The sequence below is a fragment of the Paenibacillus sp. 19GGS1-52 genome (assembly GCF_022369515.1).
Lineage (GTDB): Bacteria > Bacillota > Bacilli > Paenibacillales > Paenibacillaceae > Paenibacillus_AQ.
Genome location: NZ_CP059724.1, coordinates 1,697,992 through 1,711,879, shown reverse-complemented (window position 1 = coordinate 1,711,879; position 13,888 = coordinate 1,697,992). Strand labels below are relative to the sequence as shown.

The following is a 13,888-nucleotide window of genomic DNA, read 5'->3' as shown; positions in this document are numbered from 1 at the left end:
TTTAGATATCCTCGGTTTTTACTCGTGTCAGCAGCAGGAAGATCACCGCCGCACCGGCTAGCAGACTAATGAAGTGTGTTGTGATAGCCCCATTGCTGCCGCTAAATCCGCTGAACATCTCATTATTCAGCTCTGTTATCCATTGCGTAGGCAGAATCCTCGCGAATTTCTGCATGCCTTCGGGCATAATCGAACTGGGCCATAAGGTACCTCCCAGCATGGCAAGCGGCAAGGAGACAACAGTTACCAACAGACGACCCGTTGATTGCTTAGTCGTACGGCTGACCAGCAGCAGACCAATTCCCGCTGCAATGATATTCAGCAGCCCATACGCCAACACCAGCAGCAGCAGCTTGGCAGCCGAGATTTCCAGGTCGATCTGGAAGATCGCCGTCATAAGTAAGATCATCAGCAGGAACTGGCCGACACCAATGGCCGCGAATACACCTACCGTCTGCAGGTAGTAGCTCAGCTTGCTTCGGGCAGATAACAGCACACGCGCTGTTGTCATATGCACCTTGTCACCCAGAAAGAGTAGCGTATTCGTCATCGTGAGGAATAACATGATGAAGACGATCATATTAAATGTACTGGTCAACACCACCGCATTCGGGTTTCCCAGAATGCTCTGCTGCACCTTAAACGGTGCTGGGGAATCTACCATATGCTGCATATTCGTCTTAAACACCTCTGCATTAGGCGCATTCTTGGCCAGTGTCTTCAATGCCGAGAAGATGCTGTTCAGCTTCACCTCAAGCGTTCGTGAATTGTAATTGCTCTCCTGGACATAGCTGTCAACCTTAAATCCGTCCGGATTGGCATACAACTCCTCAGCGCTTGCAGTCAGGACAATCCCAAGATTAGCATCGTTATGGACAACATCCTCTGCTTTCCCCTCATGAATGAGCGTGACACCCTGCTGCTCCAGATTGGAGGTTACGAACGTATCCACAGCTTTGTCTTCTACATACAGCGCCAGGGTTACCTTAGTCGCATCGTTATATTGCGAAACCACCATAAAAGTAAATAGGATGGGCAGCAGCAGGATAAAGATGAAGGTCAGCTTTCTTTTAAAAATACGCCGGAGATATAATTCGAAAATCCTCATTTACCTAGCCCCCTTTCGCGTCAACGAAAAGATGGAGATCAACACAAAGCCGAAGGACAATATTAGCGCGTTATAGATAGGTGCCAAATGGATCACGCCTTGCTGAATATAATCAAATAACGGACGCTGGAACACTTCATTCACACTGATTTTAGTTAATGGTCCAAAATTCAGTTTAATGAACCCACCACCGACAAAGGTCATGACCGGAATCAGCAGCGAAACAATACTGTCTAGCGGTTTAAAGCTCCGGCCGATCACTCCAAGAATCAATCCCAGCGCATTGAAGAACAGCGCACCGACGATGAGGATGAACAGAACGACCAGATTACTGGCTCCGTAGGATACATTGAAAAATATCTTTGCGCAGAAGATGATGACCAGTCCCTGAATGATCGAGATTGTGCATCCGGTCAGCCACTGGCTTAATACGAGTGACATTTTGGAGACAGGAGAGATCAGGTAACGGTCACCGAGCGCTTCGTTGTACTCCTCCTGAATAAAGTTCATCGTATTCGCCAAGCCATAGAACAGAATCAGGACTAGCATAGTGACCCCGTAATAACTCAGACCTGAGATATTGCTCGCTTCCCCTTGCGAATCTGCTGAGCTTGCCGCAGTTAACAGATTAGCGTAGGCATGATTGTAAACAATCGGCTGTTTATCTCCACTCGATACCTCCATCGCCTGATACCCGTCACCATAGGCTGAGAGTGTCAAAGCTGTAATATTGACCTTATCAATATTGCTGTCCTTGCCGTAAATGGTTACCAGACTCTCCTGATGCTGCTTGACACTGTCTGTCAAACCCTTCGGGAGGTAGATGAATTGATCGTATTTTTCGGCCTCAAGTGCTTGTTTGGCTTGCTCCGCATCCTTTCCGACGGTTACCTTAAACATGGCCATATTGTCCTTACTGGTTAGAAAAGAAACAATGTCCTTGCCGAGCTGACCACTGTCGTCATTGACCACAATCGTTTGAGTCTGTGTCAGGCTTGCCGGAGTAGCAGGCCCATTATCCGCTTGGAACATCGTGGATAAGGCGTTGCCGAGGATGACAATCAGCAGCAGCGGCAGCAGAATGTAATTGACGAATACGACCGGACTCTGAAGCTTTCGCTTCATACTTGTCAAATATATAGTCCACATGGCATTAATCCCTCAAATTCTTCTTGGTTAATTTGAAAAAAACTTGCTCCAGATTCGGTGAGACGTACTGAAAGCTCTTCACTTCATCTCCAAAGCTTTCTTTAATCTCGCTGATAATGTCCATATTATTTTTGGGTACCGCCAGCTCCACCTTGTTCTCGTCTGTCGACAGTACGGTATAATTCTCCAGATGACTGCTATATGCCGTACTTTTTCGTTGCAGATCCAATTTAAGAATGGCCTTATCCGTATATTCCTCCAGAATATCGCTCAGCTTCCCCTCACACAGCAGCTTCCCTTCATCAATAATGCCGACATGGGTACAGATCTTTTCCACTTCCTCCATATAGTGCGAGATGTAGACAACCGTTGTACCAAGCTGGTTCAATTCCTGAATAGCATCCAATATCCGATTGCGCGACTGAGGATCAACCCCAACCGTCGGCTCATCCAGAATAATGACATCCGGGTTATGCACGATACCACAGGCGATATTCAAGCGCCGTTTCATGCCGCCCGAGAATTTCTTGGGCTTCTGCTTCCTTTCCTCCCATAGGCCAACGAACTCCAGAGCATAACGGACCTGCTTAACCAAGCGTTCGCCCTTCAGATTGTACAGCTTGCCGAAGAATTGGACATTCTCATAAGCAGATAAATCATAGATCAGAGCCAGATCCTGAGGCACATAGCCAATTCGGCTTTTGGTGCTGTGATTCGGGAATTCATTGAACCATTGCAACTTACCGCTTTGCGGACTCTCCAGGCCCAGCATGACTTTGGTTAAAGTCGACTTCCCTGCACCGTTCGGGCCGAGCAATCCATAAATCTGCTTGTCTGTGATGGAGATCGTTAACCCATCCAGAACTGGGGTCTTTTTGTTATAGCTGAAATTAATAGCCTCTCCCGAGAATATTGTTCGCATTGCTGAACCTCCTAAATAATGTTTCTTACTTTCACAGTGTAGCATCGCTAAAAAGGCATATCCTTTTATGTCGTAACAGGTGGAATTTAGGTAATAACTGCATAACAACACAGTAATGAGTGCACTTGGAATTCCCCATAAGCAATTATTCTTAGCTGATGCTCCGGGTGATCGCTGCATGCACGGACCGATGTTCCAATCGCTGCTCTCGGGCGAACGCTTACGCTTTTACACAATCGTTCCGTTCCTTCCGCTGCTGTCAGCGTGATCACTTTTCAGAACCATAAAAGACAAAGAAAGAACTATCCAAACGAAGATATTTTTTCTGTCCGGACTGAAAAGCCCTATTTGCTCGAAATCAGGCGATTTAGGAGTTTGGCGGACTCTAGGGACGCTATTGATTAAATTTCTTCCCAAAAGATCCTGTTTTTGATACAATAGCGTCTTCTGAGTCCGCTTCCTGTTCCGCACACCCCCTCGAAAAGGAAATAGCGGATCTACAGTCCGCCAAGTTGAACTGCAACTATTCAGGCTTCCCACCTTTCTTCGAAAAATATAAGCATGAGTTATCGTGTGATACCTATACATTCTTATCTTTCTAAAAAAAACGAGCCAGTCTCCGCTTATGGAGACTGACTCGTTTTCGTTTTTGATCCGTAGTAGCTTGCTTTAGCAGGTTATTGGCAAATGAAAGCTGCCAACTTCGAGCGTCACTTTTGGCAACCCTCGAAGCAGGAAGCACCAGAATCAATGGAGATTTCGAGTATGATTTATCCGCTGAAACTAGCGGAGAGGACGGACTGATTGCGGAAAAGCGGTAACGGTCGCCCGAAAGCTTTCCGAAGGAAAGCTCGCTTCGAAAGCATGTACTATGTACCGATTTTCACCTCTAAGGGGAATTAAAAAAAATCTGGACACAACAGTTATTGGAGCAACGGTCCGTTTGCAAAGCGTCCTCACAAGCACAATCGTTTATCCGACTAGAGTAAAGGGCTGAACAAATTCAGCCCCTCCTCATCAAACCGTACGTGAGGTTTTCCCTCATACGGCTTTCCGATGTTCGTCATTCATGGGCATGCAGTTTACAATAGCGTTTTAAGTCCATACTGGATGGCAATGTACTTAACCTCTTTCAGTGACCCCATCCATCTTCTACGTTGTCTTTTCTTGGCGTACCAACGGGTTAATCGCTGCAAAATATACCAATCCAACTTGGCTAATCTCTTTTGGCTGTAGTTCGTGTAGTAATAATTTCTCCACCCTTGAATCTTTGGATTGAGCCATTCTACCTGTTCCACGAACGATTTCGAGCGCATGCTTGGGGAGGCCAATCTTTCTTTGACCACGCCTCGAATACGTTCCTCTGCCTTCTTCGTTAGCCACTGCTGTGTGGTATAGTACACCTTCCCTTGAGAAGTTTCTGCTTTGGTTTTTCGGTGATGCATCCCTAAGAAGTCGAATCCTTCGTCCCCTGTCCATAAGCCTACAATGCGAGTTTTGGTTGGGTGTAGGGTTAACTCCAGACGTTCCATAATCCTGCATATGAGTTCATACGCATGTTCCGCGTCCTTTTTGGTTTTACAGACCACGACAAAATCGTCTGCATACCTCGTGAGTTCACCTACTCCTTTTCCGTGTTTCTCCCATAATTGGTCGAAGTAATTTAGATAGATATTCGCAAGGAGCGGTGAAATCACGCCTCCTTGCGGAGTCCCTAAATCCGAGCGTCTTACCGTTCCTTCTTCCATAACTCCCGCTTGTAGCCACTTCCTCATTAATTTCAGTATCCTCCTGTCATTGATACGCATCTGCACCAATTTCATAAGCTTCTCTTGATTAATGTTGTCGAAGTAACCTTGGATATCGACGTCGACTACCCAATTTCCTTTGCGGTTGCAGGCTTTACGAATACGTTCCAACGCCCCTTTAGCACTTCGTTTCGGACGAAAACCGAAGGATACTTCCCCAAAGTCTGCTTCAAAGATGGGTTCAATCACTAGTTTGGTTGCCATCTGTATGACTCGATCCCGTACGGTGGGTATGCCTAATGGCCTTTGCTTTCCGTCTTTCTTCGGGATATAGTGTCGCCTTACGGGTTGCGGATGGTAGTTACCTTCTTTAAGTTCTCGCTCACATGTCTTGAGAAACCATATTTCTCCTTGTTCCTCAATGTCTGCTAGCGTCACGGCATCTACTCCCGCAGCTCCCTTGTTGGCTTTCACTCGTTTCCACGCTTCGCACAATACATCCCACCGATAGATCTTGTCATACAATGCATGGAATTTACGCTTTTTGTTCGCCTTGGCCGCATGACCTAGCTTTTCTTGGAGTTCTTGAACTTTTTCCTTGGGTGTCGTTAGCCTCTTGGCATTCACTCACTCGTACCTCCTCCAAAAGCATAAACAAAGCAGGGCTCCTTCCCTCCCTAAGGTTATGTTGTCCTTAGGTTCCTTGGTACTATGAGCCCCTCGGACTCCCTTCCCACAGACGGTTCATTTCGTCTTCTGGACTTATAGAGCGCCTCTTTACGGGTTCCTAAAAAAAAAAAAATCCCGTGTGGGGGAGGGTCTCCCCAGTTCACTGCATTATCTTTCAAGCCATGCCGTTCCCTTTACGCCGGAGGATTCTTCACTGCTGCTCCAAGTTCTGTACAGTTTCCTTGGCCTTCGTCCATTGAAGCGAGACTCGGCACCCTCTGTTCCCCTTCGCAGGGCCTTTTTGACGACGCGGCAGGATTCACTTCATGTTGCGGCCTGGATTGTTGCTTGCCCGGTCTCTGACCGGTACTTTTGTCGATGCGCTTTTACACACAGATTTCGCCATGCGCAAGCATCCTAGCTACAAGAGTGGCTTGGCCCCTCTCTTGGTTGGATTTGCACCAACTAGATAATGCGTGCCTCTGGGCACGCCTCCAAAAACAAGGGGTGTCCCAAGCTGGGACACCCCCTTCTCACTTACAACAGCGGATCAGACCTACAGTCTCATTCCTTACTCTGCATAACCTGCTCCGCCGTATCCCGCGCATAATCGCTGAAAGTGGACAATACACTGTTGTACTCCTCGATATCCTGTACACGGATACCCTCGTGAAGCTGCTTCCAGATGTTCTCAGGCAGGGCGGATTTCATCGAACCCATATCCATTTGAAAAAAGGTCTTCAGCACCTTCTCTTGCACCGGTGGCCCCTTGAACAAGGTCAGATTTCCATACTCATCCACACCAATATAGGCTTCCCGTTTCATTAAGGGCGACAGATCATTTACTCTTTGCTCCAGCCACAAATCTCCCTCAGCACTAATCCAGCCGTTCCAATCAGGACGCTCATTGATCAGCTTCTCAAGCTGAACCGGATTCTTCTCCCCCGCTAAGGTCTGAATCTCCTCGCCAGATACAAAGGTCGTTTTCAAATGGACTGTTCTGCTTATTTCGCTTGTAGTGATTTCTTGCAGCAATTGTTCATGCGTTAAAGTGGCAGTTTCTTCATCCTCAGTATTCTCTCCCACTTTAAAAACGGCCGCTGCCGGTTCATTCCCATTCTTATCTGTATTCTGCGTTGAGGTACGCAAGCTATTAAAGGTATCCTCCACTGTTGCGGTTGAATCCGTCAGCAATTCACTGATTTCCACGGGCAACTGCATGCTGCGCCAAGCCAGCAAAGTCAAAGCGATACAGGCAGCCCCCACCCAAAGCGCCTTTTTCCAACGTCTCCAGCGCCGCCACAGTTGTTTTTTTAAGCGAAATGCATTCACGTTGATCCCTTCATTCTGCTTTTTTCCTATTGTGACCTGTGAAGGGATCATTTATGCGTTTAATTTATTAAAAGACAGATTCAGCATGAAAAAAATGAGGAATTACCGGCAGCAACACATGACTCGGATATTCGCTATTATGATACAGTGTCTGCTGAACCGTGATCGCCGCTGAATCTTCGTAAGGATTCTCACCAGTATTCGTATTCGGGAAGGCCACAAATTTGCTGGAAGAGGTTACCGAGAAGCGAATCCGGTGTCCTGCCACAAATCTATGAGCAATATTTGGCATAAAAATATCATATTTCTCCACTTGGCCCGGGGTCAGCAATTCTGGATGATCCAAGCCATGTCTATATTTGGCTCGAACTATATAATTAGACAGCCGTATGGAATCGCCTTGCTCATTCACATCACTAAGTGACACCACCCAGTCCGTATCCAAGCCCGTACTCGCGGCATAGATTACTGCAGACAACTCACCGGCTACCGTTAAATCATCCACCAAGACCTCACTGGTATAGACCAGAATGTCATTCCGCAGCTCATATTTCCGCAGATTCTCCGGTTCCCGTTCCCCACTGTCATCCATAGGCTCATGCGGATCATACATAAACATATCCTCAGGAGAAACCTCCGCTGGTGCTGACAGCAATTGCCCGTCTCCTTGGCTGGAATTCGCCCGCCCCCCGCTAGACAAGTAGAAGGAAGTTATTTTCGCTTCAGCTGGCGTCCAATCGTCCGATGTTCTCCATTTGTTCTCGCCAACGACATAGTAAGAAGCTCTCGGCTCCTGATCGATCCCATTTGGAATACCTTTGAGGAAGTGGTCAAACCAGCGGAGTACAGATACATCATAATCATAAACGACTGCATCATTGCCGAAGTTCACCCCATTAAGCTCTCTGGACCGGTTCGGTCCGTGTTCCCAGGCACCTAGGCGGATTTTTCGATTAGGGACATCATGCTCCGTCAGCATCCTCCAAGTCTCCGATACACCGGCGCTATCCCCGTCATACCAGCCAGAAATTACATACATCGGAACCTGCACCTGATCTCCGCGCTCCGTGAAGGTACAATTCCGCCAGAAATCATCATACTCCGGATGCTGACTCCACAGATCCCACGGACCTGATGCCTTGCCGATCATTTGCTGAGGAATCTCTTTAATAGGTCTTGCATCCACAGCTTCTTCTGGGCTCACCGTTATCCCCGCAAAAATATCAAAATCCGTCCGTGTTCCCACAGACTGCGCGAGTGTCCAGCTTAACAGCGGCCAGGAGCACAGCGTCCCGCCTTTGCGCACAGTATCCACAAACGGAGAGCCGACATTCACTTCATCCACAACTGCTTTGAGATTGGGATGGCCACTGGTTGCAGCCGCGACTACGACATACCCCAGATAGGATGCTCCCCACATACCAACATTGCCATCAGACCATTCCTGAGCAATAATCCAATCAATAGAATCATAGCCATCATCCCGTTCATTGTAAAAAGGGACCAGCTCCCCTTCCGAATCCGCTCGGCCTCGGACATCCTGCGACACCACCGCATACCCTTTGTTCGCCCAGCGCATAAAAATCTCTTTTTTACCGTTCCGGTCATAACAAGTTCTTACGAGAATCGTGGGCAGCTTGCTTCCGGGCTGAATGCCCTCGGGAAGAAAGACATCCGTAGCCAGCTTAACCCCGTCCCGCATTGGAATTATAAAGGTGCCCAGATCATTCACACCATATTCGGCCTTGGACAATAAGGGTTCATCATAGACAACGAGCGGAGTTAACTGCTCATAGCCTTCTTTAACAATCAGTTCAATACCATACCGGTTCGGGGTCAGAAAAGCGATGATTTCTCCATCCAGCGTCACAATATCCAACGCAGTCCCCTTCCGCAGCGCCCATACCTGCGAAGTCCTTTCTACACCGGCAATGACAGCAGTATATTGGATATGCTTTTGATAGACATCACCGTTGTTCAACACGACCTCATCTGGTGTCCAATCAGCCTGTGCATAGATCTCCATTTGTTCGTGAATTTTTTGCAAAGGAAGTACGTATTTACCCTGCTTGTCCAACACATTTTCCTGCATTTGGGTACGTCTGCGAAGATCCACCTTCGCAAGTTTGATCTCTTTTTCCGCAAAATATATCTTCCCGCTGTACACACCCGAGCAATAGAAGTTAAAAGTAGTTGTATATAAATATGCTGTCATCTGTTAATCCCCTATCCGCAAATTTGTGCAAATACACGCAGCCAGTTGCCGCCCATGATCTTCGCTATATCCTCATCACAATAACCCCGCGCAACTAACCCTCTGGTGAAGTTAATAAAATAACTATATTTCTCCAGACCCGCGACTGTTTCCGTGGAAGGTCCGTCTCCTTTGGCAAAGCCCAGCTTCGGCGCGATATGCTCTTTAAAATACACCAAGGCCCACATCACATCACTCATCGGCCAATCCGTACCGATTCCGACATGCTCAACACCTACAAGCCGGATTACATATTCCATATGGTCCAGCACATGATCGATTGTCGTGTGATTAGGGTCTTCATGCACAAACCACGGCATGGCAAAAATCCCGATCACCCCACCCGTATTAGCAATAGCGATCATTTCCTCATCACTTTTACAGCGCATATGTGGAAAAATGGCCTCCACCCCTGTGTGTGAAGCAATCACTGGAGTTTGCGAATATTTACAAGCATCCAAGGTCGTCTGTTTGCCACAATGTCCCGTATCCACAATAATGCCCAGCTTATTTAAACGTTCAATAAACTTAATTCCGTATTTCGAAAGACCGCCGTTCGCTGGCTCCGCACAACCAGACCCAATCAGATTCTGATTGTTATACGTTAACTGCAGAATTCGCAGTCCAAAATGGTACAAACCATCCAGCTGCTCCAGGTTTCTGCCTAGACCATCTGTTTCTTGGGCCGTAACAATACCCGCCTTTTTACCATCCCGTTTGGCCGCCCGGATATCCTCTGCCGTTAAAGCTTTAACTAACCAATCCGCCGAGTCGAACTGCAGCTGTACTTCCCCCATACTGGAAATCATGCTATTCGGATCACTTAGATTCAACTCCCGGTTGCCTGCCGTAATTCCCGACTTATACCACTCCTCTTTATACTGTGGAATATCTCCGCTGGCTGACAGCTTGGTTACCCATTGACTGGGAAGGCTGTTATACAACATCGGGTCGTCCTTATAAGGCTCACACAACTCCTTAATCTTGGCGGAGACAGAGTCCGGAATAGCAGTAGGCGATAATGGTCCTTGGAACAACAGATCAATGTTGATATTTGTGTCATGCAGGCGCACAGCCCGTTCTTCTTCTGCCAATGTTAAATTGAAATCATATAACCCTGCTTGTACGCTCATGAAGTCGTCGCTCCTTAGAATGCAATTTCAATACCTTTATGTAACCGGATAGCTTCATTATATATGAACTGGGCAGCAGCCAAATCTTCAATTGCCAAGCCCAACGCTTTAAATAGCGTAATTTCCGTAAGTGTTCCCCTGCCATTAATCTTACCGCTGAAGCATTCACCGATCTCTCCAATAATATGACTTGGCTCTATAGTGCCTTCCCGCAGCGGGATGAGATAATCTCCGGATTCATGATGAGCGGACTCCAGTCGGTCCACATACAGCCTGGACTGTTTAACTAAAGCGCTATCCAGTTCTCGGTCATCTGGCCTGCAGGCGCCTACTGCATTGATGTGTACGCCCGGCTTAACCCATGCTCCACTCAGAACAGGCTTGGCTGAAGCCGTGACCGTACAGATAATATCCGCATCCTTCACAGCCTCTTGAGCCGATTCAGCAACGACAATTTCCACATCATTTTTTTGGCTCATCTCCGCCTGAAACTGCTGTGTCTTAGCTACTGTTGGACCCCAGACCTCTACGCGCCGAATGGGCCGAACCAGAAGCATTGCCTTCAGATGGCTTTTTGCTTGTTCACCGGTACCCAGAATGGCTAAAGTAGACGCGTCTTCTCTTGCGAGAGCCCGGGTTGCAGCTGCACTCACTGCCGCCGTGCGGATCGCTGTAATTTTTTGTCCATCCACCAACGCCTTGAGAACACCTGTCACCGAATCGAATAAGGCCACTGCACCTTGATGTGAGGGTAGACCAGCACGATGATTGTGCGGAAAAATACTGATAATCTTCGCTCCAGCGACTGCTTCCCGCGGCAAATAACCCGGCATTAGACCCAAGAGATTCCCTTCTTGCAAGGGGAGAACCTGTCTCAAACTCTGCACAGCCTGTCCCGCAGAAAGATCAGTCAATACGGATTCCATAACATCTATACAGGATTTCATAGATAACAACTCTACCACTTCGCTTTGACCGATCACTAGCATCAGATAACCCCCTTTCTTTTATCATAACGCAAGTTTTACATTCCAGCATATTATAAGATCTTCTCTATTACTTTTCTGTGCTAATGTTTGCTATACTTTGTAGTAGCGAAAAATTTGCTTAATATATAATAAAGGGGATTTCCTTGATGATTATCCAGCCAAAAACACGTGGATTTATTTGCACAACAGCCCACCCTGCGGGATGCGCCAAGCAAATAGAGAAGCAAATAGAATTTGTAAAAGCTCAAAAAAAATTCAAGGGTCCAACCAATGTACTCGTGATCGGCGCTTCTACCGGATACGGACTCGCCTCGCGGATTGCCGCTGCTTTTGGTGCAGGCGCGAATACCATCGGAGTTTTCTTTGATCGAGCAGCAGAAGGTCAACGCACAGCAACTGCCGGCTGGTACAATTCAGCAGCATTTGAACAGCAAGCTGCGCAACAGGGACTGAAATCATTTAGCATTGTCGGCGATGCTTTCTCAGCTGATATCAAATCCAAAACCATAGATTTAATAAAGGCGGAATTGGGTACAGTTGATTTAGTTATTTATAGTGTAGCCTCCCCACGACGCACTCACCCTGTTACAGGCGAAACTTTTTCTTCGGTGATCAAGCCCGTTGGGGCTGCCTATACGAATAAAACATTGAATTTCCATAGTGGAGAAGTATCCCTCACTAGTATTGAGCCTGCAACGGATGAAGAAGTACGCCAGACGATTGCCGTTATGGGTGGAGAAGACTGGGGCATGTGGATGCAGGAGCTTTCAGCAGCGGGTGCCCTTGCCAAAGATGCTACAACAGTAGCCTATTCTTACATAGGACCAGAGATTACTCACCCAATCTATCGGGATGGAACCATTGGCCAAGCGAAAAATGATCTTGAACAGACAGCGATCAAGCTAAATAACCTGCTTCAGCCCACAGGTGGACGCGCTTTTGTATCCGTTAATAAGGCCCTTGTAACACAATCAAGCTCAGCTATCCCTGTGGTGCCGCTTTATATTTCCGCACTTTATAAAGTCATGAAGGAAAAAGGATTACATGAGAACTGTATTGAACAAATGTACCGTCTATTCTCCGAACATTTATATAGTGAAGACGGAGCTGGAGTTGACGGAAGCTGCCTGATCCGTATTGATGATTGGGAAATGCGCGAGGATGTTCAGACTGAAGTCATGCAGCGTTGGGATGAACTGAATACTGACAACGCCTCTACTCTATCGGATCTCATAGGCTATCGGCAGGACTTCTTCCAACTATTCGGCTTCCATGCGGACGGCGTAGATTATGAAGCAGACGCTGAACCTGCGGTAGACATTTTAAATTTGGTTTAAACGAACTTTTCTCCTGTAGACAATATTATCCAAGAATCCACCCCAAGATTGCGGGTGGATTCTTTATGTATTGTTTAACTGTAAGAAATACTATCCTTAGTTTAAAAGGATCACTTCGATCTTCAATATTACCCTTCGTAATACAATGAAAAAAGGTAGATATAGATTGCTTAAGCAATCCATATCTACCTTTTAATTATACCGGCGAGAGGACTCGAACCTCCACGGTCTCCCACTCGATTTTGAGTCGAGCGCGTCTGCCATTCCGCCACGCCGGCAAAACAAGAAAAATCCAATTCTTAAAATGGTGCGCCCTGAGGAATTCGAATCCCCGGCCTTTTGATTCGTAGTCAAACGCTCTATCCAGCTGAGCTAAGGGCGCATATAATGGAGCGGACGACGGGAATCGAACCCGCGACCCTCGCCTTGGCAAGGCGATGCTCTACCGCTGAGCCACGTCCGCATACGGTATGTAACGATACATTGAATTACTAAGTTAAAAGACCATAGATAACAATAATGGCGGAACCGACGGGATTCGAACCCGCGATCTCCTGCGTGACAGGCAGGCATGTTAGGCCAACTACACCACGGTTCCACATTGGTTGCGGGGGCAGGATTTGAACCTGCGGCCTTCGGGTTATGAGCCCGACGAGCTACCGGGCTGCTCCACCCCGCGTCATTAATAAATAATTCAGTTACTTTGATATTTAAGGTTTCCATAAAAGAAGCAACTAAATGATTATAACACAAATTACTGGACGTTGCAATTACTATTATTCAAAATCAACTATAGACTACGAATAATGGTGACCCGTATGGGATTCGAACCCATGTTACCTCCGTGAAAGGGAGGTGTCTTAACCCCTTGACCAACGGGCCATTGGACAAATAAATCTTTTGACACAAAAATTATCATACCAAAATCCAATAAAAATAGCAATTATTTTCCCTTAATATTTTCTCTTTCGATAGTTAAACCATTCAAATAATGAGAAAACGTAGTTGACGGCAAAAAAATAAAGATCACTATCGATAATTCGACAGTGATCTCATTTTGCTTGGCAACGTCCTACTCTCCCAGGACCCTTCGGTCCAAGTACCATCGGCGCTGGAGGGCTTAACGGTCGTGTTCGGGATGGGTACGCGTGGAACCCCTCCGCTATCGCCACCAAACATGCGCTTGTGTAACAAGCGCTGGCGTTTTGAAATTTGGTTCATCACAACTGTGTGAATGAATTTCAAAA

The 13,888-nt window shown here is 47.0% G+C and carries 10 protein-coding genes, 6 tRNA genes and 1 rRNA gene; 2 read left to right on the top strand and 15 right to left on the bottom strand.

Annotation, left to right across the window (positions count from 1 at the left end; translation table 11 throughout):
* Position 1 precedes the first annotated feature (1 nt).
* The 4 genes from H1230_RS08035 to ltrA all read right to left on the bottom strand — a co-directional run bounded on the left by H1230_RS08035 (position 2) and on the right by ltrA (position 5,554).
* Positions 2-1,108 carry an ABC transporter permease gene (locus tag H1230_RS08035; protein ID WP_239714984.1) on the bottom strand — a complete coding sequence of 369 codons (1,107 nt, stop codon included), beginning with the start codon at positions 1,106-1,108 and terminating at the stop codon, positions 2-4.
* Positions 1,109-2,257 carry an ABC transporter permease gene (locus H1230_RS08030; RefSeq protein ID WP_239714983.1) on the bottom strand — a complete coding sequence of 383 codons (1,149 nt, stop codon included), beginning with the start codon at positions 2,255-2,257 and terminating at the stop codon, positions 1,109-1,111.
* Positions 2,258-2,261: 4 nt separating this feature from the next.
* Entirely contained in the window at positions 2,262-3,179 is a 918-nt protein-coding gene (locus H1230_RS08025) for an ABC transporter ATP-binding protein (protein WP_239714982.1), read from the bottom strand.
* A gap of 1,082 nt (positions 3,180-4,261) precedes the next feature.
* Positions 4,262-5,554: a group II intron reverse transcriptase/maturase gene (gene ltrA, locus H1230_RS08020; RefSeq protein ID WP_239714981.1), complete on the bottom strand. Its 1,293-nt coding sequence runs from the start codon at positions 5,552-5,554 to the stop codon at positions 4,262-4,264.
* Between the two features lie 368 nt (positions 5,555-5,922).
* On the opposite strand from ltrA, the gene H1230_RS08015 reads away from it, so the two are divergent.
* The gene (locus tag H1230_RS08015; RefSeq protein ID WP_239714980.1) at positions 5,923-6,069 is read left to right on the top strand and encodes a hypothetical protein; all 147 of its coding nucleotides are present in this window, start codon (positions 5,923-5,925) and stop codon (positions 6,067-6,069) included.
* A gap of 91 nt (positions 6,070-6,160) precedes the next feature.
* On the opposite strand, the gene H1230_RS08010 is transcribed toward H1230_RS08015, so the two are convergent.
* The 4 genes from H1230_RS08010 to H1230_RS07995 form a co-directional block, all read right to left on the bottom strand.
* On the bottom strand, positions 6,161-6,928 hold the full coding sequence (locus H1230_RS08010) for a BofC C-terminal domain-containing protein (RefSeq protein ID WP_239714979.1): 768 nt from the start codon (positions 6,926-6,928) through the stop codon (positions 6,161-6,163).
* A gap of 67 nt (positions 6,929-6,995) precedes the next feature.
* Positions 6,996-9,143, bottom strand: a complete 2,148-nt coding sequence (locus H1230_RS08005; RefSeq protein ID WP_239714978.1) for a CocE/NonD family hydrolase — start codon at positions 9,141-9,143, stop codon at positions 6,996-6,998.
* 11 nt (positions 9,144-9,154) lie between these two features.
* Positions 9,155-10,315 carry a dipeptidase gene (locus H1230_RS08000; protein ID WP_239714977.1) on the bottom strand — a complete coding sequence of 387 codons (1,161 nt, stop codon included), beginning with the start codon at positions 10,313-10,315 and terminating at the stop codon, positions 9,155-9,157.
* Between the two features lie 14 nt (positions 10,316-10,329).
* Entirely contained in the window at positions 10,330-11,304 is a 975-nt protein-coding gene (locus H1230_RS07995; RefSeq protein ID WP_239714976.1) for an ornithine cyclodeaminase family protein, read from the bottom strand.
* A 146-nt stretch (positions 11,305-11,450) separates the two neighbouring features.
* Between H1230_RS07995 and fabV the strand changes: the two genes are divergently transcribed.
* Positions 11,451-12,641 carry an enoyl-ACP reductase FabV gene (gene fabV, locus H1230_RS07990; protein ID WP_239714975.1) on the top strand — a complete coding sequence of 397 codons (1,191 nt, stop codon included), beginning with the start codon at positions 11,451-11,453 and terminating at the stop codon, positions 12,639-12,641.
* Between the two features lie 199 nt (positions 12,642-12,840).
* On the opposite strand, the gene H1230_RS07985 is transcribed toward fabV, so the two are convergent.
* From H1230_RS07985 to rrf, 7 genes are all read right to left on the bottom strand, one after another.
* Positions 12,841-12,919, bottom strand: a tRNA-Leu gene (locus tag H1230_RS07985).
* Between the two features lie 27 nt (positions 12,920-12,946).
* A tRNA-Arg gene (locus H1230_RS07980) sits at positions 12,947-13,023 on the bottom strand.
* A gap of 6 nt (positions 13,024-13,029) precedes the next feature.
* Positions 13,030-13,104, bottom strand: a tRNA-Gly gene (locus H1230_RS07975).
* Between the two features lie 57 nt (positions 13,105-13,161).
* Positions 13,162-13,239 (bottom strand) — tRNA-Asp (locus tag H1230_RS07970).
* Positions 13,240-13,243: 4 nt separating this feature from the next.
* Positions 13,244-13,320 (bottom strand) — tRNA-Met (locus H1230_RS07965).
* Between the two features lie 128 nt (positions 13,321-13,448).
* Positions 13,449-13,523, bottom strand: a tRNA-Glu gene (locus H1230_RS07960).
* Between the two features lie 177 nt (positions 13,524-13,700).
* Positions 13,701-13,817: ribosomal RNA gene (rrf, locus tag H1230_RS07955) — 5S ribosomal RNA — on the bottom strand.
* Positions 13,818-13,888: the final 71 nt, after the last annotated feature.

Coding starts and splice junctions, on each gene's coding strand:
- H1230_RS08030 (WP_239714983.1), bottom strand. CDS start 2,257: ATGTGGACTATATATTTGACAAGTATGAAGCGAAAGCTTCAGAGTCCG.
- H1230_RS08025 (WP_239714982.1), bottom strand. CDS start 3,179: ATGCGAACAATATTCTCGGGAGAGGCTATTAATTTCAGCTATAACAAA.
- H1230_RS08035 (WP_239714984.1), bottom strand. CDS start 1,108: ATGAGGATTTTCGAATTATATCTCCGGCGTATTTTTAAAAGAAAGCTG.
- H1230_RS07995 (WP_239714976.1), bottom strand. CDS start 11,304: ATGCTAGTGATCGGTCAAAGCGAAGTGGTAGAGTTGTTATCTATGAAA.
- H1230_RS08015 (WP_239714980.1), top strand. CDS start 5,923: ATGTTGCGGCCTGGATTGTTGCTTGCCCGGTCTCTGACCGGTACTTTT.
- fabV (WP_239714975.1), top strand. CDS start 11,451: ATGATTATCCAGCCAAAAACACGTGGATTTATTTGCACAACAGCCCAC.
- H1230_RS08000 (WP_239714977.1), bottom strand. CDS start 10,315: ATGAGCGTACAAGCAGGGTTATATGATTTCAATTTAACATTGGCAGAA.
- H1230_RS08005 (WP_239714978.1), bottom strand. CDS start 9,143: ATGACAGCATATTTATATACAACTACTTTTAACTTCTATTGCTCGGGT.